Origin of the sequence: Vibrio sp. V31_P5A7T61, assembly GCF_009904895.1 — a bacterium.
In the GTDB taxonomy this organism is placed as follows: Bacteria; Pseudomonadota; Gammaproteobacteria; order Enterobacterales; family Vibrionaceae; genus Vibrio; species Vibrio metschnikovii.
The window spans coordinates 1-24,194 of sequence record NZ_WXWI01000046.1; the positions used below are offsets into that span (position 1 = coordinate 1).

The following is a 24,194-nucleotide window of genomic DNA, read 5'->3' on the forward strand; positions in this document are numbered from 1 at the left end:
AGCGCAACGTTCGGGCTGCGTCCTTGAATAGAATCGAGCAGAGTTTGATATTTTAAATTAGAGATAAAAATATGCTTTTCATGATCAGGTAATTTACCATAGTCGATTCGGTCGCTCGATACATCGACTTCTTCTGGTCGCCAGAAAAAGCTTAATTGTTTTTCGATCAGTTTTTCGAAAATTTCATATTTTTGCTGGTCATAACGAGCAACGTTGACTGGTTGACCAAGAAACATAGGTTCTTTCAGTTGGTCATTTTTTTTCTGAGTAAAAGTGCTGTAAGCCATAGTGGTTTCATCCGTTTAGCCCCTTACTCTGCAAGGGGCATACAAATTATCAGTGAATAACATTCAAAAAAGTTGCTTAGATCTTACATCCGCCGCCAGCGCAGTCATCATCTTGTGCTTGCACAGCATCTTTTTGATCATCTTTAGCGCCATCACGCGTGTTATGATAGTAAAGCGTTTTTACGCCATACTTATACGCAGTGAGCAGATCTTGGAGCAGTTTTTTCATCGGAACTTTACCAGAATCGTACTGGCTTGGATCATAATTGGTGTTCGCTGAAATCGCTTGATCAACGAACTTCTGCATAATACCGACTAAATGCAGGTAACCATCATTAGAGCCAATATTCCATAACAACTCGTAATTTTCTTTAAGCTTGATGAACTCAGGAACGACTTGCTTAAGAATGCCATCTTTAGACGCTTTGACCGATACATAGCCACGTGGTGGTTCAATACCATTGGTCGCGTTAGAAATTTGCGATGACGTTTCAGACGGCATTAAAGCGGTCAACGTTGAGTTACGTAAACCAAACTCCATGATCTCAGTACGTAAGCTATCCCAATCGTAATGCAATGGTTCATCACATAATGCATCAAGATCTTTTTTGTACGTGTCGATCGGTAGCAGACCTTTAGCGTAGTTAGTCTCGTTAAATGCAGGGCAACGGCCTTGCTCCTTCGCTAACAACACCGAGGCTTTAAGCAGATAATATTGCATCGCTTCAAAGGTACGATGCGTTAATCCGTTCGCGCTGCCATCGGAATATTTCACACCGTGTTTTGCCAAGTAGTAAGCGTAGTTGATAACACCTACGCCTAACGTACGGCGGTTCATGGTTGACTTACGAGCCGCTGGAAGAGGGTAATCCTGATAATCGAGTAGAGCATCTAATGCACGCACCACCAATTCAGCTAACTCTTCGAAATCATCGAGTTTTTCTATTGCACCTAAGTTAAAGGCAGACAGGGTACAGAGTGCAATCTCACCGCTATCGTCTTCGACATTCGTCAGTGGTTTGGTAGGTAGAGCAATCTCTAAACACAGATTCGATTGACGTACTGGTGCGACGCTGGCATCAAATGGACTGTGAGTATTGCAGTGGTCAACGTTTTGAATGTAGATCCGACCTGTTGAGGCACGCTCTTGCATTAACAGCGAGAAGATCTCTAACGCTTTGACGGTACGTTTTTTGATACTAGGGTCATTTTCATAGTTAACGTACAGACGTTCAAATTCATCTTGATCTTGGAAGAAAGCGTCATATAAGCCAGGGACATCAGACGGTGAAAAGAGGGTAATATTGCCGCCTTCTACTAAGCGTCTGTACATCAGTTTATTGAGCTGAACTCCATAGTCCATATGACGAACACGGTTTTCCTCGACACCACGGTTATTTTTCAGAACCAATAAGGATTCTGCTTCACCGTGCCACAAAGGATAGAATACCGTTGCTGCACCGCCACGAACGCCACCTTGTGAGCAGCATTTCACCGCCGTTTGGAAATACTTGTAAAATGGAATACAACCCGTATGGAATGCTTCACCGCCACGAATTTCAGAGCCTAATGCGCGAATGCGTCCAGCATTAATGCCGATCCCTGCTCGTTGTGAGACGTAACGGACAATCGAGCTTGCCGTTGCATTAATCGAGTCTAAGCTATCACCACATTCAATCAACACGCACGAGCTGAACTGACGCGTAGGGGTGCGCACACCTGACATAATCGGTGTCGGGAGTGATATTTTAAAGGTCGACGTCGCATCGTAAAAACGTTTAACAAAATCAAGACGTGTTGCTTTGGGATACTTGGCGAATAAACAAGCGGCCACTAACAGATACAAAAATTGTGCACTTTCGTAAATTTGTCCAGTGACTCGGTTCTGTACGAAGTATTTGCCTTCCAGCTGTTTGACGGCGGCGTAAGAAAAATCTAAATCGCGTCGATGATCAATAAACGTATCCATCATCGCAAATTCTTCGGCGCTATAATCTTCAAGTAAGTGACTATCATACTTACCTTTTGCGACCATTGCAGAAACGTGATCATAGAGTGCGGGTGGCTCATATTGACCATAGGCTTTTTTGCGTAGATGGAATACCGCGAGCCTTGCTGCAAGATATTGGTAATCTGGTGTCTCTTCAGAAATCAAATCAGCGGAAGACTTGATGATCGTTTCATGGATATCAGAGGTGGTGATCCCGTCATAAAACTGGATGTGAGCGCGCAGTTCTACTTGTGAAACGGAGACGTTATCCAGACCTTCAGCGGCCCATTCGATTACGCGATGAATTTTATCTAAATCGATATTTTCTTTGCGGCCATCACGCTTGGTGACAGTAAGTTGTTGGTTCATTCTGCTTTATTTCCCTAACAAAACTGATAAAAGCCATGTTTTGGTGTAATTATTGTAAATCAAACGTTGGCTTTGTGATAAAAATCGCCCTACAGCCAGTGGTGAGAAACACTATATATAGGGGTGTATCAGTGTTCGGGTTACAAGATAGTGCTATCTGGTCATGAATGCAAGTTACAGAACTTGCACATATTGTGGATAACCTGAGAAATAAAAAAATTCAGTTAGTAGCTACTTACCGACAATCAAAGGGTAGATTTAATGGTAAAAAATCTGCCTTTGCAGATTGCTTTTTTACTAACCAAGCTTAAAAAAAAATGACTTGATCTTTCAGTAATTTTTTCAGTAAAGATTGAGACCCGAGTCAAAGGTTTACTAAGGTCTTGTCAAGCACCAATTGACACGATAAATGTGCTGGTCATGATGCCCAAGACCCGTTGTTCGTTCTACTTATGGTTGCCAACGCTCTTTGCTATCGATGAGCAAAGAGAGCGGTTATTTTAGAGCACTCGGGTATGAATGATGTAATTCACATCCACATTCTTTCCCAAACGGTAACGATCAGTAAGGGGATTGTAATGCAAACCAGTGATGCCTTGTTCTTGTAACGCAGTTTGATCAATCATACGTAACAGCTCAGAAGGGCGAATGAACTTGCTGTGGTCATGGGTTCCTTTCGGCACAATCTTGAGCAGTTGCTCAGCACCGACAATCGCAAATAGATAAGATTTAATATTGCGGTTTAAGGTAGAAAAAAACACATGGCCGCCGGGTTTCACCAAACGAGCACAGGCTTTGACCACGGAGAGAGGATCGGGTACGTGTTCGAGCATTTCCATACAGGTGACCACATCATAATGATGCGGATATTGCTGGGCGTGATCTTCGACGGTACTTTGTAGATAAGTCAGCGTTGTGCCTGTTTCAAGCGCGTGTAAGCGAGCCACTTCCAATGGTTCTTTGCCCATATCAAGGCCAGTCACGATTGCGCCTTCTCGAGCCATACTTTCGGCTAAGATCCCCCCGCCACAGCCAACATCCAGTACGGTTTTATCAAATAAACCATTAGCATTATCCAGCACGTAATTAAGACGTAGCGGATTAATTTGATGCAATGGTTTAAATTCGCCGTTTAAATCCCACCAACGTGATGCCATATCGGCAAATTTTTGAATTTCATTTGGATCGACATTTTGTGCTTTGGTCATACTTCTGATTGCCTATGTTTTCCACACGAATAAGCGCTCATTATAACCCGCTGAGCAATACACACCAGCCGTTATCTTTAACCCAAAGAGAGTTGATGGAAAAGTAACCACTTATCAGTTAGATATAAGACGAATGTGTGATTTCTCGGCAGTTGATACTTAACCACGGTCACAACCTGATAAAAGGGCAGGGAAAGTGATGCCGAAATGGGTCAACTTGTGTTATATTTTTCAACCTTATAAGTATCAATATTATTCGGCCAACAAAACAGTTAAACCAAGGCTCGTTGTCGAGCAAAACTGAGTGTGGTTTGAATAATCCGATCAAACTATAGAGGGATAATGGCTCTATGAGCGATCTAGCTAAAGAGATCACACCCGTAAACATTGAAGATGAGCTACGAAGTTCATACTTAGACTATGCGATGTCAGTCATCGTTGGTCGTGCTCTTCCAGATGTGCGTGATGGTCTAAAACCAGTGCATCGTCGCGTGTTGTTCGCGATGAGTGTCTTGGGTAACGATTGGAATAAACCCTACAAAAAATCGGCTCGTGTAGTAGGGGACGTCATTGGTAAATATCACCCACATGGTGATAGTGCGGTTTACGATACAATTGTACGTATGGCGCAACCTTTTTCTCTGCGTTATATGTTGGTCGATGGCCAAGGTAACTTTGGTTCGATTGACGGTGACTCAGCGGCAGCGATGCGATATACCGAAGTTCGGATGTCGAAAATTGCTCACGAGCTTTTGGCCGATTTAGATAAAGAAACGGTTGATTTTGTACCTAACTATGATGGTACAGAGCAAATTCCTGCTGTCATGCCGACAAAAATTCCTAATTTATTGGTGAATGGCTCGTCTGGTATTGCGGTCGGTATGGCAACCAATATCCCGCCTCATAACTTGACTGAAGTGATCAATGGCTGTTTGGCTTACATTAGTAATGAAGATATTACTATTGATGAGCTGATGGAGTATATCCCAGGTCCAGATTTCCCAACTGCTGCTCTGATCAGTGGTCGTAAGGGCATTGTTGACGCCTATAAAACGGGGCGCGGCAAAGTCTACATGCGTTCAAAAGCGGAAATTGAAACCGAGAAAAATGGCAAAGAGACGATCATCGTTAGTGAAATTCCTTATCAAGTGAATAAAGCGCGCTTGATTGAGAAAATTGCCGATTTAGTAAAAGAGAAAAAAGTCGAAGGGATTAGCGCATTACGTGATGAGTCTGATAAAGACGGTATGCGCATTGTAATTGAGTGTCGTCGCGATGCTGTGGCGGAAGTGGTATTAAATAATCTTTATGCCAATACTCAACTGCAAACGACGTTCGGCATTAACATGGTGGCACTTGATAACGGTCAACCAAAACTGTTCAACTTAAAAGAGATGTTGAAGTGTTTTGTTAACCACCGCCGTGAAGTTGTCACTCGCCGCACCATTTTTGAATTACGTAAAGCGCGTGAAAGAGCCCATATTCTTGAAGGTTTATCACTCGCGTTGGCCAATATCGATGAGATCATCGATCTGATTCGTAAAGCCCCGACACCGGCTGAAGCCAAAATGGGTCTTGTTTCTCGTGGTTGGGATTTAGGCCATGTTGCCGCTATGCTTGAGCGTGCTGGTACTGATGCTGCGCGTCCAGAGTGGTTAGAGCCGCAATACGGCATTCGTGATGGTCAATATTTCTTAACTGAGCAACAAGCTCAGGCGATTCTTGACTTGCGTCTACACCGTTTGACGGGTCTAGAACACGGCAAAATCCTCGATGAATACAAAGCATTATTGGATGAAATTGCTGAGCTAATCCATATTTTATCGAATACAGAACGCTTGATGGAAGTGATCCGTGAAGAGTTAGAAATGGCTCGTGATAATTTTGGTGATGCACGTCGTACCGAAATTACTGCCGCTAGCCACGATATCGATATGGAAGAGCTGATTGCTCGTGAAGATGTTGTCGTTACTTTGTCACACGAAGGCTATGTTAAGTATCAGGTATTGACCGATTACGAAGCGCAGCGTCGTGGTGGTAAAGGTAAGAGTGCGACTCGAATGAAAGATGAAGATTATATTGAGCGTTTATTGGTAGCCAATACACACGATAATATCTTATGTTTCTCAACTCGTGGTAAGACCTACCGTTTGAAAGTGTATCAATTACCATTGGCTAGCCGCACCGCACGTGGTAAGCCGATTGTTAACTTACTGCCACTTGAAGAAAACGAGCGTATCACCGCTATTTTACCGGTAACGGAATTCAGTGAAGATAAATTTATCTTTATGGCAACCGGTGATGGTACGGTTAAGAAGACCTCACTTGATCAATTCTCTAATGTTCGCGCTAATGGTTTGATCGCTGTTAACTTACGTGATGATGATTCGTTGATCGGGGTTGAAATTACCGATGGTGAAAGCGATATCATGTTGTTCTCAAAATCAGGCAAGGTGGTTCGTTTTAACGAAAAACCGATTGTTGATGATGAAGGTAATGTGAAAGGTGGGGTTCGACCAATGGGACGTACCGCTTCTGGTGTTCGTGGTATGAAGCTGGTTAAAGGCGATCAAGTCGTATCTTTAATTGTGCCGAAAACCGATGGTGACATTTTAACGGTGACCGAAAATGGTTACGGTAAACGAACTCAGCTTTCTGAATACCCAGCGAAGAGCCGTGCGACACAGGGCGTTGTGTCAATCAAAGTTTCAGAACGTAATGGTAAAGTTGTCGGAGCGGTGCAAGCCGATGAAGGCGATGAATTTATGATGATTACCAATGCAGCAACTTTGGTTCGCACTCGTGTTTCTGAAGTGAGTCAGGTAGGGCGTAATACCCAAGGTGTCACGCTTATCCGTACTTCAGAAGGTGAGAAAGTGGTTGGTCTGCAACGTATTGAAGAGCTTGATGAGGCGGATTTGCCACAAGATGATGATGTTTCTTCTGAAGATCAGTCATCGGTGGAGTCAACGTCAACGGTGATCGATACCGATTCAACGGATGTAAATACGGATCCTACTGAATAAGTTGTCATACTCACACCGCTTTAATAAATAAGAACTGGTGAATATTACGAATAAAAGACCGAGATTAAATACTCGGTCTTTTTTATGGTTAAAAGAAGTGCAGATATTAAGATCATAATAGGATCGTTAAGAACGATCGATATAATTGAGTGATCATTCCATATCATGATTTTACTCTTCACTCACTCTCGATGATCCCTTTTATTATATAGCCAATGTATTTATGATTGTCTAAGGTTCAATCCCTCTATTAGCTCATATAAATAAATAGTGTGATTATTATTGCAATTCTAAAATATTCTTGCTAGATATTAACAGGAAGTGATATTATTTTTAGAGTAAATTATAATCAAACCACCATAGGATATTCGCCGTGGACTACGCCATAATCTCGCAATTAAAAAAAGATTTTTATGCGCAAATTAGCGCGTTTCAGTCTTATGCTTTGCCTCAGCAAACCACGACCTTATCGTTGTTAACTGAAGAAGAATTAAAAGAGCTAGAGCAAATTTGGGTTGAATTAGCGGTTTGGAAGCGCTCGCAAAGTCATTAATTCAAAAATGGTAACATCGACTAATGAATGGATCTCGATGATATCATCATTTTTGATTGAACAGAGCATCGTCTATCTATTTTATTATTTAGCTATTCTTTTTTTTGATCATCTTTTCTTACGACTTAAGTGTCACACTTTTTCTGCTTGATTGACGTCAGTCTAGTCTGGATAGGTTCGCATATTCTTTATGCTGCAATGTTGGCCACAAGCCTCACTATCTATCCCCTTCCGACTTGAAGCTGCAGCGGTGTTAGCTACGTTCGTTCATCCCAATCACATCGTTTGCCTATGCTCATGGGGATTCACTCACTTGCCGCCTACCTACAACTTTAAGTCGTTTGGGTATAAGCTCTTCACTCTTTTGTTGCGATCTTAATGAATTGTTATAATATAACAATTTGAGCTTATTGTGATCTTTTCGTTGAAAAATGGGGTATTAGTCTCCATAGTAAAAATCATCAGATAAGAGTAACCTTATGCATACCATAACTAGCGTGCAGTCAGAACGAATTCAAGTGAGTAAAGATATGGCGGAAGTGAGAGCCAGAGTCGACTTTAAAGTTGGCTTGAAAAGTAATATTGATGCTGAGATTCTTTCATTCCGAGGTTTACAATCGGATAAAGAACACGTAGCCGTTATCTTTCAAGCGGCAGATAAAACACAACCTATTCCATTAGTTAGAATGCATTCTGAGTGTCTAACTGGCGATGTTTTCCATTCTTCAAGGTGTGACTGTGGGGAGCAACTTGAAGAGACCATTACTAAGATGGGCGAATATGGCGGTATCATTCTCTATTTGCGTCAAGAAGGTCGTGGAATCGGTTTGTATAATAAGATTGATGCTTATCGCTTACAAAGCCAAGGCATGGATACATATCAAGCCAATAATCATCTTGGCTTTGGTGATGATTTGCGCGATTTTACCGAAGCTGCGCAAATGCTAAAAGCACTTGGGGTGACTAAAATTCGTTTAGTAACGAATAACCCTAAGAAAATAAGAGAATTACAAGAGCACGGTATTGAAATTATCAGTGTCGTTAATACAGCTGCACACATTAAAAATGGTAATGAAGACTATTTAAAAGCGAAAGTCTCACATGGTAAACATCATTTGAAGTTATAAGCGGTTATCTTTTTCAGTGTAGAAGTCTCTGCGATATCGATGTGTGTTTCTCCATCGGCGTCATCTACGTGATATTTTCTATGACTGCTCATTAAAATTTTATACCCAAACCCCATCATTTCAAATCAAGAAATGATGGGGTTTGTCGTTTGTACGTTGCAGATTTTTCCTATCGATAGCCTATCAAGATAACGCGCTACTTGCTCAAGAGCAGCCGATAAACGTTTGGCTTAGCCGTCGAGATCAATTTGGATAAAGAGTGGGTAAAGCGGGGAATATTTGCCATACTTACTCCAACATCGGTTGGACGGTTTAGTGATGGGTATCGTCTATGCCCACCTATCCTAAATTAACCAATGCTACCGGTTAGCCAAGGGAGCACTAAAAATATGAAGCGTTACTCATTGATGGCGATTGTTTTGCTTTGGATTAGTTTGCCACTTTTTGCCAATACGCCAGTGGTTCAACTTTCTGATCTCAAAGGACAAAGTGAGTATGCGTTACATTATCCTCAACAAGTCGAGAAACTCTATCAGCGTAATCAGTATCAATTAATTTGGCGAGATGAGTTGAGTCGAGTCTATTTTGAGCAGCAACTTGCGCTGATCCATCAGGCGAATATTAGTCCGTTATTTTCAAAACGCTATAAGCAATTACGAGCCTTGAGTGAACAACAAGCATGGGTTCAATATGATGTTTTAGCGACAGACACCATTATCGGCTATCTTAGTTATGCTCAATTGGCCCCTCAACAAGGGATTGATTGGTTTTTTAACGGTAAACTTAACCACGTTTTGCCTTTGCCGAGTGCATCTTCACGGTTAGCTCTGTCTGTTGCCGCTGGCACGCCAGCGATGGCTGATTTAGTGTTGCAGCATGCACCACAAGATCCCGCTTATCATCAATTGGTTTATGCTCACGGTTTTTTATCTGCGCTCAAAGCGACACCATTACCGCTTTATCGACAAGCGGGTTTGAAACGGCCGGGCGATAAGTTGGACGACCGTCCTACCTTGATCCAGCGTTTAGCTCTGGTCAATATTGATGTCACAGTGATTCGTGATGATGTCTCTTGGTACGATAATTCATTAATCGAACCCATAAAGCATTTTCAGCAGTTACATGGACTAACCGCTGACGGTGTGATTGGTCCGCAGACATTAAAATGGCTTAATCTCTCCGTTGAAGAACGTTTGGGTCTGATTGCCTTGAATGCTGAGCGAATGCGTTTATGGCCAACCAGTAACACATCCATTGTGGTTAATGTACCGAGCTTTGAATTGAAATATTGGCATGCGGGGGAAAACGTCTTTCAATCAAAGGTGGTGGTCGGACGCATTTCACGACCGACGCCAGTCATGACGACTCGTTTGGATTCTTTAATTGTTAATCCCACTTGGAATGTTCCCTATAAAATCATGGTGGAAGATATTTTACCGATGGCGAAGCGAGACCTTCGTTATTTAGATCGTCAGAATCTAGAGATTCTACCGCGTTGGGGAGCGACGCAGACTCTAGATCCGACATCGATAGATTGGGAAAATATCTCATTAGAGGCATTTCCCTATCGTATGCGTCAAAGAGCGGGCTATCATAATGCTCTGGGATTATATAAATTTAACACCCCGAATCGCCGAGCGATCTTTTTGCATGATACTCCAAGTAAATACTTATTTGAGCGTGACTCAAGAGCGTTTAGCTCGGGGTGTATTCGGGTTGAACATGCCGATCAATTTGCCAATATGTTGTTAACTAAACAGGGGTTAGACTCTCAACAATTTGCTCCGCAAAGTAGCTCAGTGAACCAAGCAATCCCATTAAGACAGCGCATACCAGTGCAGATCATTTATCAAACAGCATGGTATGACGCAGGACAATTGCATTTTAGAGAAGATATCTATCGTCTCGATAAGCTAGTGACTCAATAGCGACTCTCCTTATCACGTCAAGTGATGTGAGTCGCGAGCGCGACTTGTCAAAACGTAGTGAGAATGTCATAGTTGGTGATAATTTTTTGCTGGTTGTTCAGGTTTTCTCATGTCTTTGAAGTATCAAATTGTCCCCGTTACTCCGTTTGCGCAAAATTGTTCGATTGTATGGTGCGATGAAACCATGCAAGGTATCGTTGTTGATCCCGGTGGTGATGTAAAACAACTGAAAATGTTGATTGATCAACTAGGTATTCAGGTAGTTAAACTGGTTCTGACTCATGGTCATTTGGATCATGTCGGTGGAACACAGCCTCTCGCTGCATTGTTGGGCAATGTTGACATTATTGGTCCTCATAAAGCCGATAACTTTTGGTTGCAGGGCTTAGAAGGGCAGAGTCAAATGTTTGGTTTTCCGCTGACAGAAGCCTTTGAGCCTCATCAATGGTTAGATGAAGGTGATACCGTCACGTTTGGCAACCAGACACTTGCTGTCTTGCATACGCCAGGCCATACCCCAGGTCATGTGGTTTTATTTAGTGAAGAAGCCAGCTTAGCGTTTGTAGGCGATGTGCTTTTCAATGGCAGTATTGGACGGACGGATTTCCCACAGGGCGATTTCAACACCTTAATTGATTCTATTAAGAACAAATTGTGGCCATTGGGTAATCACGTGACGTTTATTCCTGGCCACGGACCGACGTCAACGTTTGGTCGTGAACGTGCGAGTAATCCCTTTGTAGCCGATGAAATGTCGCTTTACTAGCAGAATAGATATTACGTTTACTATGACAAGTAGGGAAGGTTCGGTGGCCTATAAACCAAACTTCTCTTATTCTGGCTTGGCTGCGGCGAGATAGCGTCGAGCCAGCCCAATAAATTCATCAGCAGAACGGTCAAGATCATTCTCCGAGATGAAGACATCAAAGCCATAAAAATTACGTTGATGCTGCATACGGTTAGCGAGCATCGCCATTAGGCCAGTGTATACTTTGCCTTGTGGATCCGTATAGGGGGTAGAGTCTAATACGATGTCTTCAAAAAGCAGGCTTTTATCATGCTGCTTCATGCCTAAATACAGTAAAGCTCGTTGGTTAAATAACATTTCTCGAGCAATTCTTGGGCAAATCCCGTCTAAAAAAGGGCTATAATTTTTTAAACGAACACCTATCCATGGCAGCGGCTGATGCCAACCCTCTTGTTGATGGGTGCATATTCCAATTTGACTGATATTTTGCCATTTCACTACCCATCCACCATAGTAAAAATATTGCTGTAAGTGACTGGCGGTGAGAGTAAAACCAACCCAACTTTTACGTGCTAGCCAATAACCAACACCACATAAAATCAACACACACATCACCGAAACTAACGCTTGTTGCCAACTGTTCGATAAGCGAATCAAAGCAGTAATGATCAACAACACGATCAATAAACCGATTTTGACGTAAGGTGAATGTCGATCAAATTGATAATTAGATAAGTGGATTGTTGGCATACCGATCTCGCATGCAAATACTTTATGATTAATACTCAATGTTCGTTGACAATGATCACTGATCCTCACTGAAATCGTAAACAGCAAATAATGATTTACTGTTTAAATTCTAGTCGCTTATGGTTTAAATCTCGTTTTTGTCGTCTGAACTTGAGCGATACCCTACAAAAGGTCGATGAATTTTGCTATAAAACGCGCTTCAAATTTTCACCACTGCATCTTGTGCAGTGAAATGGAGAGATACTCGATGAGACTTGCTCATAAGCGTAAAGTGCAGGCAAAACTGCAAAAACGCATCATAGCGATGGTAGCAAACATTACCTCAGCACCAAAAACAGCCAAGCCTGTAGCCGTTAATCCTGTCGTTGCAAAGAAAACGGCACACCCATCAAGTGAACCCGTTTCACCAACAACACGTGCAGAGATCGTGTTAACCCCTAAGCAGCAACAAGTATTTGATATTGTTGTCGCGAATGCGGAAGGTATTAATCCTAAAGGGATTGGTTTGGCGGCAGGACAAGAAGAGAGTAAAGCGGCATCTTGGGCGACAGGGGCATTAAAGAAACTACTTGAAGTTGAATTAATTACCAGAGAGTCCCAGGCGGGCAACAAGGTTATTTATAAAGCGCTGTAAATAATTAAAGATTCTACAACTGCTCTTGTCACTCAGGCGGCAGTTGTAGAACGGTACTGATTGTCAAACTTACTCAATTTTGGTGATGCTGCCAATTTCCAGCATCGGTGCGACATCCATCTTTTCTGCATTCATCATTGCAGATAAACGTTGAACCGATGAGAGTAATAAACTTTGCTCCCAATCGGCCAAATGCTGAAATTGTTCCACAAAACTGTCTTGTAGCGGCTGTGGTGCGCGAGCCAAGAGTTCTCGGCCAGTTTCTGTTAAATGGGCATGGACTTTACGTTTATCGGTGCTACTTCTAACACGTTGTACGTATTGATTCCGCTCTAAGCGGTCTAGGATGGTCGTGGCTGTTGCTTGACTCATGTTAGTATGTTTTGACAATTGACGAATGGTAACTTCCCCCAACTCTTCAATTGAACGCATCAAAATCAACTGCGGTCCCGTCAACCCTGCGTATTTGCTTAATTTTTTTGAATGCAAATCGATGGCTCGGATAATTTGACGAATCGCAACCAACACCTCTTCGTGTTTTTCCACAATATTTACCTACAACAAACAAGAGACCAATTGGATCGGACCATACCTTAGTTGGGGATAATTGAAAAGTAGAGAAATCGTCTTCCTACTGCAAGCTACCGTAGTGTGAGTAACGTTCGTCCATCGCCAATCCGGTCCTTTCTCTATACTGATGAGGAAGATTTATCTGCGGATTGCTTAGTCAAGCTCTGCCTCTCGCTGAGCAAATTTATCACTCACCTGCTGCCTAACTGTAATCGCTAGTATTTGGGCAGGCGAGGATACCTCCAAAATCTCACAAGTCTCGAAACGATGGATTGAAATGCCATGGATACAATAGGTATTTGAGTGAACGATTTCGTGAATAGCACACATTACTCACCAGTAAACCAATGCCCATTAAATGTTCGAGCTCAAACTAAATTTTGGTGGTGGCTTGTAACTTTTAGCGATAATTTACTATAAAATGGTCGATTTTTATCCTGAATAACTTTGTTTTGTGGATTTTAATCTAATTTTCTGTAATATATCGCCCCTTAAATGAATTCTTTAGTTATGAGTACGAAATATATTTTAATGGTAAGTCTGTGAATTTATTTCGTTGTCATGGTTACTGAATTTTGTCTGTCGTTACCAAAAAGAGAAGATCAATGACAAAAGGAATAGACAAGTACAGCATTGACAGTACCGACTATACAGTCGGTCAGGATAATGTGCAGAAGTGGGGGTTTGATGTTCATAACCCTGTATTTGGCATCAGTGCGGGATTAATTGGTTTATTTTTACTCGCCACTCTGTTGGTGGATGCTGATACCGCTAAGAATGCACTAGACGGGGTTAAATGGAAAATTATTGGCTCATTTGATTGGTTATTCATTTGGTCGGGTAACCTTTTTGTGATTTTTTGTTTGGCTTTGATTGTATCGCCATTTGGTAAAATTCGCTTGGGTGGTAAAGATGCGGTGGCTGATTACTCGGTGATCTCATGGTTATCGATGCTCTTTGCCGCCGGCATGGGTATTGGTTTGATGTTTTGGAGTGTCGCGGAACCAGTTGCTTATTTTACGGGATGGTATGAAACACCATTAGGTGTAGAGGCCGGTACACCAGAAGCGGCAAGATTAGCTTTAGGCGCGACCATGTATCATTGGGGACTCCATCCTTGGGCGATTTATGCTGTTGTTGCCTTATCGCTGGCATTTTTCTGTTATAACAAAGGGTTGCCTTTATCTATTCGTTCTATTTTTTATCCTATTCTCGGTGATAAAACGTGGGGATGGCCAGGGCATCTGGTTGATATTTTAGCGGTATTAGCGACGTTATTTGGCCTTGCTACTTCGCTAGGTTTAGGGGCTCAACAAGCCGCAAGTGGTATTCATCACGTGTTTGGTCTTGATGCAGGAATAGGATTACAAATCATTGTTATCCTAGTGGTAACCGCATTAGCGACGATTTCGGTCATTCGTGGAATTGATGGCGGGGTCAAAGTGATCTCTAATATCAACATGATTGTAGCCTTATTACTTGTCGCGTTAGTTGCTCTGATTGGTTATGCGGTCACTTTTGCGTCGATTCCAACCACATTGATGTCGTACATTGAAAATATCATTCCATTAAGTAACCCTCATGGACGTGAAGATGAAGCGTGGTTCCAAGGTTGGACCGTTTTCTATTGGGCATGGTGGATCTCATGGTCACCATTTGTCGGTATGTTTATTGCTCGGGTATCAAAGGGGCGGACGGTTCGTGAGTTTATTACCGCAGTGTTACTGATTCCAACAGCCGTCACTGTGATCTGGATGTCTGTATTTGGTGGATTAGCGATTGAGCAGGTGATAGGCGGTGTTGGCGAATTAGGTCAAAAAGGTTTAACGGATGTGTCATTAGCCATGTTCCAAATGTTTGATGTATTACCACTGGGGACTTTACTCTCGATTATCGCGGTAGTGTTAGTGTTGGTGTTTTTCATTACTTCATCTGATTCTGGTTCATTGGTTATTGATAGCATTACGTCTGGCGGTAAAATGGATGCGCCAGTGTTACAGCGAATTTTCTGGGCAATCATGGAAGGGGCGATTGCCATAGCCTTACTGTGGATCGGTGGTGCGCAGGCCGTTCAAGCTTTGCAAGCTGGTGCGATTTCGACGGCTTTACCCTTTACTTTTGTCTTATTACTGATGTGCGTTAGTTTGGTGATGGGCATGCGTACAGAGCTGAAAAAGTAAGTCAAGTGGATACATAGAGGTTTAAAAAAGCTGGCTGAGCCAGCTTTTTTTGTTGATAGACGAATAATGTTGGAATGATGACATTTGTCACTAATTTGACGGTAATGTGATTAAAAGCAGATAGTTATTGCAACGGTGTTTATTTTTACATAATGCGTGCAAACGCTTATAAACCTCGCTATTATTTGCCGCCCAACTGTTCCTTTTATCAGCGATAATTCACTATGAAATTAACCCTAAAACAAAAGCTTATTGGCACCAGCCTGTCAGCGGTCGTCGTGATGGCGGCCGCATTAACTTGGTTGTCAGCCGATCAACTCAAACAACAAACCAGTCGTGGTGTACTTGCCCGTGCACAAGCCATTTCTGAAACGGCATCGAAAGGTATTTCTGATTGGATTTCGATCCGAAAAGATATTTCTACCGCCTTTAATGACTATACCGTACAACCTGATGTGGTGCCTTTTTTACAACAGGCGCGTAAAGCTGGCGGATTTGACGATATTTTCTTTGGTACTGTTAACGGTGAAATGTATCGCTCCCATCCAGAGCGCAACCGAGCTGATTATGACCCTCGTACTCGTCTTTGGTATCGCGATGCCGCGAATGCGGGTAAGCAAATTATTACCACGGCATATCAAGATGCGATCACTAATGCTTTATTAGTGACTATTGCCGAGCCTATTCGTCACAATGGTCAGTTACGTGGTGTGGTCGGTGCTGATGTATTGATTGATCAATTAATCAGTGATGTGTTGAGTATCGACGCGGGTGATAATGCTTACACGATGCTGATTGATACCCAAGACGGCTATTTTCTGGCACATCCAGACAAACGATTGCTTTTAAAGCCTGTCAGTTCGCTCGATAGCGCATTAACCATGAATGCTATTCAGCAAGCCGCCAATAGCCGTCAGCTAATGGCACTGAACCATAACGGTCAAGAGAGCTTGTTTTACTTCGATAGAGTCGCGGATACGCCATGGGTATTTGCTGTGCAGATGGATAAAAATACCGAATTCGCAGCACATACTCAATTGCTCACCGGCTTGTTGATCACAGCGATTTTCATCACCTTGATTGTGGTGTTGATCGTCTCTTGGTTAGTCAGCTTTTTATTCAGAGATTTATTACGAGTTTCTAAAGCATTAGAAGAAATCGCAACCGGAGATGGTGATTTAACGCAACGCTTAGAGCCACGTAGTGACGATGAAGTGGGGCAATTAGCGAATAATTTCAATATTTTTGTTGGCAATATGCATACCATGGTCAGTAAATTGAGTGAGGTTTCGGCATCGCTTTCATCACAATCGCATATGACCGCCGCGCATGCTGAAGAACGTAGTGCACGTATTCGCATGCAGCAAGATGAAATCAATATGGTCGCCACAGCGATCAATGAAATGGCCGCTGCGACCCAGGAGATTGCTAACAACTCTGAGCATACTGCGCAAAACTCATCCGAGGCGGTAACCGCTTGTGTCGATGGCTCTAAGCAAGTATCGCAAACGCAGAACTCTATTCTTTCTTTAGCGAAAGAAGTGCAGGTAGCAACAGGCGTTATTCAAGAGCTGGAAGAGCATGGTAATCAGATCAGTACTATTCTTTCAACCATTCAAGGCATTGCAGAACAGACCAATCTATTGGCATTGAATGCGGCGATCGAAGCGGCTCGTGCTGGAGAACAAGGTCGCGGCTTTGCGGTGGTTGCGGATGAAGTGCGGGTACTGAGTCAACGTACTCACGCCTCAACCAAAGAAATTCAAACCATGATTGAAATGTTGCAAGGCACGACAGGCAAAGCGGTCGGGATCATGAATGATAGCCGAATGCTAGCCGATACGAGTGTTGATGATGCGCACTCTGCAGCAGCGAGCTTAATGCAAATTCATCATGCGGTTGAGCGTATCAGTGATATGGCAACTCAGATTGCCTCAGCCGCTGAAGAGCAGGCATCCGTCACCTCTGAGATTACGCGCAACACGGTAGGCATTCGCGATGTCTCGAACGATCTCGCTGAAGAAGCCCATGAAGCTGCAGCTCAAGCGGCGGAGCTATCACAACTTTCTTATCAGCTTGACCAAGAGATCCGTCGCTTTAAGTTATAAGTTTTAATTGATAACAGATGAGCTGATAAACTTAAGTTATTCGCAATAGTTTGTTTATGATAAATAATAGGGAGCGAAAGCTCCCTATGTTGATCCTTGAGACTAGTGATAACGACTTCAGTGAAAAGCTATAACCAAAAACGTTTAAGCCGATCATCTGGTGAATAATGGTGGGCGATTTGTGCCTGCATCAGTTCTGCTGTAGCAATCGCGTCCGTTAGGGCGTGATGAGGATTATAAGCCGGTAAACCATAGCGTTGTCGGGCTTGCCCTAAACGCAGTGATTGCGGTTTCTTACCGCGCAGTTTATTCCAAATCCCTGCGGTGAGGCGTTTTTGAATCTCCGCTTCGAGTTGCATGGTATCGATAATTGGAAACTCAATGCCTTCATTTATTCGCCGTTTAAAGGCTTGATCCAAAAACTCACGCTCAATTTTATGGTAGTGAGCCACAACGATTTTCCCTTCCAGTGCGGTTAATAACGCTTCGAACACCTCACTTAAATCAGGGGCGTGCATAATGTCACTGTGCGTGATGCCATGAATGATCACCGAACCCTCGTCTAATTTTTGTCGAGGACGAACGATCCAGTGCTGCGCTCGCTTAAGATAGACGCGCTGTAAAGTGAAGGGTACTAAGCCGATGGTGATAATTTCATCTTTATTTTCATCAAGCCCGGTGGTTTCAAAATCCATTGCGACAAACTCAATCTCACCTAACGGCGAATTGCCATCAGCCAGTTCCGCTTGATAAAAACGTTGCAGCAAAGGGGATTGGGCAAGCTTTTGTTTCGCTCGATATTTATAAGGCCAATTGATACTTGGCGCTTGAAATAGTCCTTTCATGCTCACCTTATTTAAAATTGCTGCTTGCTTGATAACGATATTTAAGGAAGTTTTGTCCGTTACTCAAAATTTGAAAGGCATCTTTTAAATTACGTCGTTCAAATTCAGAGAGATTTTCTGGCTCAATGTTGTTATCGGGTTCATTATTATTTTCTACATCCAGAGCTTGATGGCGAATACGTACCATCGAAATAAACTCTAAGGCATCTCGCAGATCTTGCCCTCGTCCTTTGGGTAAGATGCCCGCATCGATGACATCATCGAGTCGTTCGAACGAGTTTTTCGCTCGAGAGCCGACTGCCAGAGCATGAACGCGAATTAAATCCGCCAATGGAGCGGTACCGCGACGTTTTAAATTCATTGAGTTATTGTGGCGGCCATCTTTTTCCATGACGAAGTTTTTGAAAAAACCGAGCGGTGGAGTACGGTTTAAGGCATTGCGGGCCAAGCACGCTAAAAAGCGGTTATTACGTCTGGCGCGGCGGACAATAAAGCCATTCAGTTGCTCTGCCCATTTCAGACGGCCATAAACCCCATCTAAGTCAAAGAAAATTGAGGCATTCAGTAAAGCTTTCGGGTTGGGATTATCAATCCAATCGGCAAAACAGGCTTCCCATTGTTGACGAGTCATTCGCCACATCGGGTTGGTCGCCATGATCTCGCCAGTACAATAGGTATAACCGCATTGATCGAGCCCATCACAGACAAACTGAGCTAAGTCGGCAAAATATTGGCCGTGCAAGGCTTCATCATAACTGTCATCCAGCAGCAGAGCATTGTCTTGATCAGTGACAATCAGTTGTTCATCGCGTCCCATTGACCCCAGTGCTAAAAAGCAGTAGGGGACGGGCGGAGGGCCAAACTTCTCTTCAGCCAGCTCTAATAGTCGTTGCTTGAAGCTACGACCAATCGTTGACATGGCTGTGCCGACCATATGTGAGTTCGCGTCTTCATTAACGAGGCGCACGAAAGCATGTTTGACCTGTTTGGCTAAATTCGCTAAATCGTCAATGCTATTTTGATGGAAAATCGTACTGACTAATAACAATGAGTTGTGGGATTCATGACGAACGATATCGGTAATATCGACGATACCGATCGGATTATTTTCTTTTAGTACCGGTAGATGATGCACGTTGTAACGTAACATGAATAGCATAGCTTCATAGACATAAGCATTATGATCCAAGGCGATTACTTCGCTAGTCATGACTTCTGTCACTGAGTGGCTGAAGTCTAATCCGGTGGCAATCACTCTTCGACAAAGATCGCGATCAGTAAGGATGCCAACGACTGGACTGCTGTCGTCTTCGTTGTCTTTCATAATGCTGGGATCGATGATCAGTAACGAAGAGACGTTCTCTTCTGACATTTTGATGGCAGCTTGCTGAATGCTGGCATCGTTATAGACGAAAGGGGCCTCACGAGTCAGCAAATGTTTGACTTTAGAGGTCGTTAAATCATTTTGTTCTTGGGTATTAGATACGGTTTGTCGTAAGCGTGCATTATCTTGAACTTCAACATAATCCGCAAAGGTATCGTATTCATCGTATAACTTTTGAAATATAGCTTCCGGCATGCAATAAATGAGTGTGTCTTCAATCGCGGTAACGGGAAAACGCACTTTATTATTGGTGAGCAACCCCATTTGTCCAAATAAGCCACCTTCGGAGAGTCGGTTATATAATTCCCCTTTACGACGATAAATTTCGACTACACCACTGCGGACAATATATAAATCTTGAATATGGTCGCCAGCGTGAATGATTGGGGTGTCTTGGCGATAATAAGCAATCTCTACTTGGTGAACGGCTTCATTAAGCGCTGATTCAGGAAGCTCATTAAAAGGCGGGTATTGGGCAAGAAAGTTTTTAATTTCGATTAATTCTGCTTCCATCAATGGACTCCTTTAGCCAAAAATAATCCTTAATCTGGACCATGTTGGTATCACAATATGCTTGAGTATTTATAGGACGAGATCGGCAATATTCGCAGTCTCTATCTCTTTAATTAATGATCTAGTCTACACGATTTTGTGGCTCAGCGCAGATTTGAGGCAGCGCTTACTCTTTTCTTATCGATTATCCGTTATTCTAAGACCAGACAAAGAAAATAGGTATGGCGATGAACAAAACCAGTGTATTGATAATAGCGATGTCGATTTTTCCGCTAGCACACGCGGAAAATTCTCACGCTGAACAGCGGTTGAAGTATGATTTTTTTAGTGCAGAGCTGACGTCGGGAACCATGAGTGGTTTATACGCTGCTGGAAAAAGTGATAATACGACAACACTGTCGATAGGAGTGAGTCATCAACTTGCCGAGCGACGCGTATTGTTGATCTCCGATTACAGTGCTCGCTTTTATCATCCTGATGACGAGACGATCGAACAATACCGTTTACGATTTGGGGCTGGCTATCATTGGTCAATAATCGACAAGCTTGATCTGGTTAGTCATGCCCGAGTGGGGATGTTAAGGATCAGCAGTGATTATACGGTCGATAATGAAACTCGCTCCGTTTTTGGCGCGGATATTGGGCTACGTTACCTCATTCGTCCCGACTGGGAGGCAAGTTTATTTGCCGAAGCAAATTATAATCACTGGCAAGATGAATACGTGTTTACATTAAGAACTGATTATCAGTTGAGTAAGCGCTTAGCGTTAGGTGGGCTTGTCACTTATCGAGATGGTGAATTGCAAAATATCAATGAAGTTGGCATAACGATGCGAATTCATTATTAACGTTATATGTCGATATCAATTACAAAAGCCAAGCAGAGGTTGTTTCTGCTTGGCTTTATATTCATCGCTGTGTTTGCTCAACCTGTCGGTAGATAAGCCATTTATAAAACGACTTTAATCCCTTCACATAGAGGAGACATGTTGTTTTTCGTCATCCCAGCAACACTGATCCGACCTGAGCCAACAATATAAATACCAAATTCTTCTTTCAGTCTCTGAACCTGCTGCTTATTTAAGCCAGAGAAAGAGAACATGCCATTTTGGCGTTCGATAAAGCTAAAATCTGCATTAACGCCGATTTCTTGTAAACGAGTAACGAACAGTTCACGCATTTCTTGAATCCGTTCACGCATCTCGGCGACTTCTGCTTCCCATTCAGCGCGCAGGGCAGGGTTTTGCAGTATGTAGGTGACTACGGCGGCACCATGGGCTGGTGGGTTCGAGTAAATGGAGCGAATAATCGCTTTGACTTGTGAGAACGCCGTATTAGCCACATCGGCTGAGGCGGCGACTAAGGTAAACGCACCGACGCGCTCGTTATACAAACCGAAATTTTTTGAAAATGAAGAGGCGACTAAAATTTCAGGATTGTATTGAGCAAAAATACGCAGCCCAGCGGCATCCTCTTCGACACCTTTAGCAAAACCTTGGTAAGCAAAATCAAACAGTGGGAGTAAGCCTTTTTCTGCCACCAATTTAGCCAAAATTTCCCACTCTTCTAACGTAGGATCAATCCCTGTTGGGTTATGGCAGCAGCCGTGCAGTAAAACCACATCACCCGCAGACGCTTGCTCAAGGTCGGCAAGCATCGCTGGGAAATCTTTATCTTTTTTCTCGGCGTTGTAATAAGTGTATTCAGTAGTTTCAAGTCCCGCCGCACCAAATACACCATGATGGTTGGCCCATGTTGGGTTACTGATCCAGACTTTGACATCACCGAGTTGACGTTTAATAAACTCACCCGCGACGCGAAGCGCACCTGTACCACCAGGCGCTTGAGCGGTTTTAGCTCGTTGATCACTAATGATGTCGGCTTGCTCACCAAACAATAATTTCTGTACCGCTAGGCCATATTCAGCCGTGCCTTCAATGGTTAAATAAGATTTGGTTTTCTCCGATTCAAGCAGCGCAGCTTCGGCTTTTTTGACGGTCGCCAAGACTGGCGTTTGACCGGCTTCGTTTTTATAAATACCGACGCCTAAATTGATTTTGTCTGTCCGAGGATCGCTTTTAAACTCTTCAGTTAAACCAAGAATAGGGTCAGCAGGTGCTGCGACAACTTTTTCAAACATAATGTCCATCCATGTAAAGTTAAGGTGATACTCTTCGTGTTTGACTTTGCCGTGATGCTAGCAGCATTCACTGTGGCGGCTTACCAATAGCGCCAAGTCGTGTGCGGAGAGAAGATTTATTGTCAGTATTTATACCTTTCTGATTGAAGAGTGACAACCATCACGCTAAGGAAAATGAAAAAAAACCTCCGCGAAGCGAAGGTTTTTGGTGAAAAGCAAATTTAGAAGTTGGCACTGCGTGGTGTACGTGGGAATGGAATCACATCACGTACGTTACCCATACCGGTCACATAAGAGACCAAACGCTCAAAACCAAGACCAAATCCTGCATGAGGAACGGTGCCATAGCGGCGTAAGTCACGGTACCAGCTCATGTGTTCAGGGTCGATGCCCATTTCAATCATGCGCGCATCGAGAACATCTAGACGCTCTTCACGCTGTGAACCACCGATGATTTCACCAATTCCCGGCGCTAATACGTCCATAGCGGCAACAGTTTTACCGTCGTCGTTAAGACGCATATAAAAAGCTTTGATGTCTTTTGGATAGTTTTTAACGATCACCGGTGCTTTGAAGTGCTCTTCAGCAAGATAACGCTCATGTTCTGAAGACAGGTCGATACCCCATTCCACATCAAATTCAAACTTGCGACCAGAATCAAGCAGAATCGTAATCGCATCGGTATAGTCAACTTGTGCAAAGTCCGATTGAACGAATTGCTCCAAACGAGTAATCGCGTCTTTATCGATGCGAGAAGCAAAGAATTCAAGGTCATCACGACGTTCAGTCAGTACGGCATTAAACACGTACTTGAGCATATCTTCAGCTAATTGAGCCACATCGTGCAAATCAGCAAAGGCAACTTCAGGCTCTACCATCCAAAATTCAGCTAAGTGACGGCTAGTATTGGAGTTTTCTGCGCGGAAGGTTGGGCCAAAAGTATACACTTTGCTCAGTGCGCAAGCGTAAGCTTCAGCGTTTAACTGGCCTGATACGGTTAAGAATGTCTCTTTACCGAAGAAGTCTTCGTTAAAGTCAATCTCACCGTTTTCTTGGCGAGGCAGGTTAGCGAAATCTAGAGTCGAAACACGGAACATCTCACCCGCGCCTTCAGCATCGGAAGCGGTGATCAGCGGGGCAGAAACCCAGAAATAGCCCTGTTCATGATAAAAACGGTGGATCGCTTGAGACAAGCAGTTACGTACACGAGCAACAGCACCAATCACGTTGGTGCGTGGGCGAAGGTGAGCAACTTCACGTAAATACTCAATAGAGTGACGAGTTTTAGCCATCGGATAGGTTTCCGCATCTTCTACCCAGCCGACAACCTTCAGTTCAGTCGCCGCTAATTCGAAATCTTGACCACTGGCAGGAGACTCAACAACCGTACCTGTAATTTCTACAGAACATCCGGTGGTGAGTTTGAGAACTTCGTCTTGATAATTATTGAGTGAATTCGGGACCACGGCCTGAATCGGGTCGAAACAAGAGCCGTCATATAAGGCAAGGAAAGAGATTCCAGCTTTGGAATCACGACGTGTGCGGATCCAGCCGCGAACAGTAACTTCACTGTTTACTGCAAGCTTGCCGCTTAATACGTCTTTTACAGGCGCGTAAGTCATGGTTAATATCGTCTCCATTGAGGTAAAAACTCAACTCAAAAGTGTTGCTTCCCTGACGACTTGAAATAACGATAACGTGTGAGTTATTAGCGTCTTTTAGACAGATACCGTTACCATATTTGAACAAGTTGATTGAAAAAAGCGAAACATTGAGTTGGCTAAAATTTTACAAATTCAATGGCACATATTACCTGTCAATTTGTCCGCATCAA

At 43.2% G+C, this 24,194-nt stretch carries 18 protein-coding genes; 9 read left to right on the forward strand and 9 right to left on the reverse strand.

Annotated elements, in window-relative coordinates; all coding sequences use genetic code 11:
- The 3 genes from CAG58_RS10010 to ubiG form a co-directional block, all read right to left on the reverse strand.
- A partial coding sequence (locus CAG58_RS10010) for a ribonucleotide-diphosphate reductase subunit beta (RefSeq protein ID WP_202598261.1) occupies positions 1–287 on the reverse strand: 287 nt, incomplete at its 3' end.
- Positions 288–363: 76 nt separating this feature from the next.
- A complete protein-coding gene (gene nrdA / locus CAG58_RS10015) occupies positions 364–2,646 on the reverse strand; it encodes a class 1a ribonucleoside-diphosphate reductase subunit alpha (protein WP_158138393.1) in 2,283 nt (760 codons plus the stop codon).
- A 500-nt stretch (positions 2,647–3,146) separates the two neighbouring features.
- The gene (gene ubiG / locus CAG58_RS10020) at positions 3,147–3,854 is read right to left on the reverse strand and encodes a bifunctional 2-polyprenyl-6-hydroxyphenol methylase/3-demethylubiquinol 3-O-methyltransferase UbiG (RefSeq protein WP_158138394.1); all 708 of its coding nucleotides are present in this window, start codon (positions 3,852–3,854) and stop codon (positions 3,147–3,149) included.
- A gap of 350 nt (positions 3,855–4,204) precedes the next feature.
- Between ubiG and gyrA the strand changes: the two genes are divergently transcribed.
- The 5 genes from gyrA (at position 4,205) to CAG58_RS10045 (ending at position 11,254) form a co-directional block, all read left to right on the forward strand.
- Entirely contained in the window at positions 4,205–6,880 is a 2,676-nt protein-coding gene (gyrA, locus tag CAG58_RS10025) for a DNA topoisomerase (ATP-hydrolyzing) subunit A (RefSeq protein WP_161426333.1), read from the forward strand.
- Between the two features lie 364 nt (positions 6,881–7,244).
- Positions 7,245–7,433 carry a hypothetical protein gene (locus CAG58_RS16955; protein WP_372436266.1) on the forward strand — a complete coding sequence of 63 codons (189 nt, stop codon included), beginning with the start codon at positions 7,245–7,247 and terminating at the stop codon, positions 7,431–7,433.
- 479 nt (positions 7,434–7,912) lie between these two features.
- On the forward strand, positions 7,913–8,560 hold the full coding sequence (locus tag CAG58_RS10035) for a GTP cyclohydrolase II (protein ID WP_154168307.1): 648 nt from the start codon (positions 7,913–7,915) through the stop codon (positions 8,558–8,560).
- 389 nt (positions 8,561–8,949) lie between these two features.
- A complete protein-coding gene (locus CAG58_RS10040) occupies positions 8,950–10,488 on the forward strand; it encodes a L,D-transpeptidase family protein (protein WP_161425667.1) in 1,539 nt (512 codons plus the stop codon).
- A 109-nt stretch (positions 10,489–10,597) separates the two neighbouring features.
- A complete protein-coding gene (locus CAG58_RS10045; protein WP_161425668.1) occupies positions 10,598–11,254 on the forward strand; it encodes an MBL fold metallo-hydrolase in 657 nt (218 codons plus the stop codon).
- Positions 11,255–11,320: 66 nt separating this feature from the next.
- On the opposite strand, the gene CAG58_RS10050 is transcribed toward CAG58_RS10045, so the two are convergent.
- Positions 11,321–11,986, reverse strand: a complete 666-nt coding sequence (locus CAG58_RS10050; RefSeq protein WP_161425669.1) for a DUF2982 domain-containing protein — start codon at positions 11,984–11,986, stop codon at positions 11,321–11,323.
- Between the two features lie 247 nt (positions 11,987–12,233).
- Here CAG58_RS10050 and CAG58_RS10055 point away from each other — a divergent pair, with 247 nt between their 5' ends.
- Positions 12,234–12,620 (forward strand): MarR family transcriptional regulator, encoded by a 387-nt coding sequence (locus tag CAG58_RS10055; protein WP_158138399.1) that lies wholly within the window; start codon positions 12,234–12,236, stop codon positions 12,618–12,620.
- Positions 12,621–12,689: 69 nt separating this feature from the next.
- Here CAG58_RS10055 and CAG58_RS10060 read toward each other — a convergent pair whose 3' ends face one another.
- The gene (locus tag CAG58_RS10060; RefSeq protein ID WP_004395351.1) at positions 12,690–13,166 is read right to left on the reverse strand and encodes a MarR family winged helix-turn-helix transcriptional regulator; all 477 of its coding nucleotides are present in this window, start codon (positions 13,164–13,166) and stop codon (positions 12,690–12,692) included.
- A gap of 629 nt (positions 13,167–13,795) precedes the next feature.
- Between CAG58_RS10060 and CAG58_RS10065 the strand changes: the two genes are divergently transcribed.
- Together CAG58_RS10065 and CAG58_RS10070 are read left to right on the forward strand one after the other, a co-directional pair.
- Positions 13,796–15,370 carry a BCCT family transporter gene (locus CAG58_RS10065; protein ID WP_004395350.1) on the forward strand — a complete coding sequence of 525 codons (1,575 nt, stop codon included), beginning with the start codon at positions 13,796–13,798 and terminating at the stop codon, positions 15,368–15,370.
- A 224-nt stretch (positions 15,371–15,594) separates the two neighbouring features.
- Complete coding sequence (locus tag CAG58_RS10070; RefSeq protein ID WP_161426506.1) at positions 15,595–17,478, forward strand: methyl-accepting chemotaxis protein; 1,884 nt, start codon at positions 15,595–15,597, stop codon at positions 17,476–17,478.
- A gap of 128 nt (positions 17,479–17,606) precedes the next feature.
- On the opposite strand, the gene CAG58_RS10075 is transcribed toward CAG58_RS10070, so the two are convergent.
- Complete coding sequence (locus CAG58_RS10075; RefSeq protein WP_154168299.1) at positions 17,607–18,323, reverse strand: 3'-5' exonuclease; 717 nt, start codon at positions 18,321–18,323, stop codon at positions 17,607–17,609.
- Positions 18,324–18,330: 7 nt separating this feature from the next.
- A complete protein-coding gene (locus tag CAG58_RS10080) occupies positions 18,331–20,220 on the reverse strand; it encodes a DUF294 nucleotidyltransferase-like domain-containing protein (RefSeq protein ID WP_158138402.1) in 1,890 nt (629 codons plus the stop codon).
- 227 nt (positions 20,221–20,447) lie between these two features.
- On the opposite strand from CAG58_RS10080, the gene CAG58_RS10085 reads away from it, so the two are divergent.
- Positions 20,448–21,068 carry a DUF481 domain-containing protein gene (locus CAG58_RS10085; RefSeq protein ID WP_161426505.1) on the forward strand — a complete coding sequence of 207 codons (621 nt, stop codon included), beginning with the start codon at positions 20,448–20,450 and terminating at the stop codon, positions 21,066–21,068.
- A 101-nt stretch (positions 21,069–21,169) separates the two neighbouring features.
- On the opposite strand, the gene CAG58_RS10090 is transcribed toward CAG58_RS10085, so the two are convergent.
- Together CAG58_RS10090 and asnS are read right to left on the reverse strand one after the other, a co-directional pair.
- Positions 21,170–22,360 carry an amino acid aminotransferase gene (locus tag CAG58_RS10090; protein WP_004395346.1) on the reverse strand — a complete coding sequence of 397 codons (1,191 nt, stop codon included), beginning with the start codon at positions 22,358–22,360 and terminating at the stop codon, positions 21,170–21,172.
- Between the two features lie 221 nt (positions 22,361–22,581).
- Entirely contained in the window at positions 22,582–23,982 is a 1,401-nt protein-coding gene (asnS, locus tag CAG58_RS10095; protein WP_004395345.1) for an asparagine--tRNA ligase, read from the reverse strand.
- Between the last annotated feature and the right edge of the window lie 212 nt (positions 23,983–24,194).

Coding starts and splice junctions, on each gene's coding strand:
- CAG58_RS10080 (WP_158138402.1), bottom strand. CDS start 20,220: ATGGAAGCAGAATTAATCGAAATTAAAAACTTTCTTGCCCAATACCCG.
- gyrA (WP_161426333.1), top strand. CDS start 4,205: ATGAGCGATCTAGCTAAAGAGATCACACCCGTAAACATTGAAGATGAG.
- nrdA (WP_158138393.1), bottom strand. CDS start 2,646: ATGAACCAACAACTTACTGTCACCAAGCGTGATGGCCGCAAAGAAAAT.
- CAG58_RS10050 (WP_161425669.1), bottom strand. CDS start 11,986: ATGCCAACAATCCACTTATCTAATTATCAATTTGATCGACATTCACCT.
- CAG58_RS10045 (WP_161425668.1), top strand. CDS start 10,598: ATGTCTTTGAAGTATCAAATTGTCCCCGTTACTCCGTTTGCGCAAAAT.
- CAG58_RS10035 (WP_154168307.1), top strand. CDS start 7,913: ATGCATACCATAACTAGCGTGCAGTCAGAACGAATTCAAGTGAGTAAA.
- asnS (WP_004395345.1), bottom strand. CDS start 23,982: ATGACTTACGCGCCTGTAAAAGACGTATTAAGCGGCAAGCTTGCAGTA.
- CAG58_RS10085 (WP_161426505.1), top strand. CDS start 20,448: ATGAACAAAACCAGTGTATTGATAATAGCGATGTCGATTTTTCCGCTA.
- CAG58_RS10090 (WP_004395346.1), bottom strand. CDS start 22,360: ATGTTTGAAAAAGTTGTCGCAGCACCTGCTGACCCTATTCTTGGTTTA.
- CAG58_RS10075 (WP_154168299.1), bottom strand. CDS start 18,323: ATGAAAGGACTATTTCAAGCGCCAAGTATCAATTGGCCTTATAAATAT.
- CAG58_RS10065 (WP_004395350.1), top strand. CDS start 13,796: ATGACAAAAGGAATAGACAAGTACAGCATTGACAGTACCGACTATACA.
- CAG58_RS10055 (WP_158138399.1), top strand. CDS start 12,234: ATGAGACTTGCTCATAAGCGTAAAGTGCAGGCAAAACTGCAAAAACGC.
- CAG58_RS10070 (WP_161426506.1), top strand. CDS start 15,595: ATGAAATTAACCCTAAAACAAAAGCTTATTGGCACCAGCCTGTCAGCG.
- ubiG (WP_158138394.1), bottom strand. CDS start 3,854: ATGACCAAAGCACAAAATGTCGATCCAAATGAAATTCAAAAATTTGCC.
- CAG58_RS10040 (WP_161425667.1), top strand. CDS start 8,950: ATGAAGCGTTACTCATTGATGGCGATTGTTTTGCTTTGGATTAGTTTG.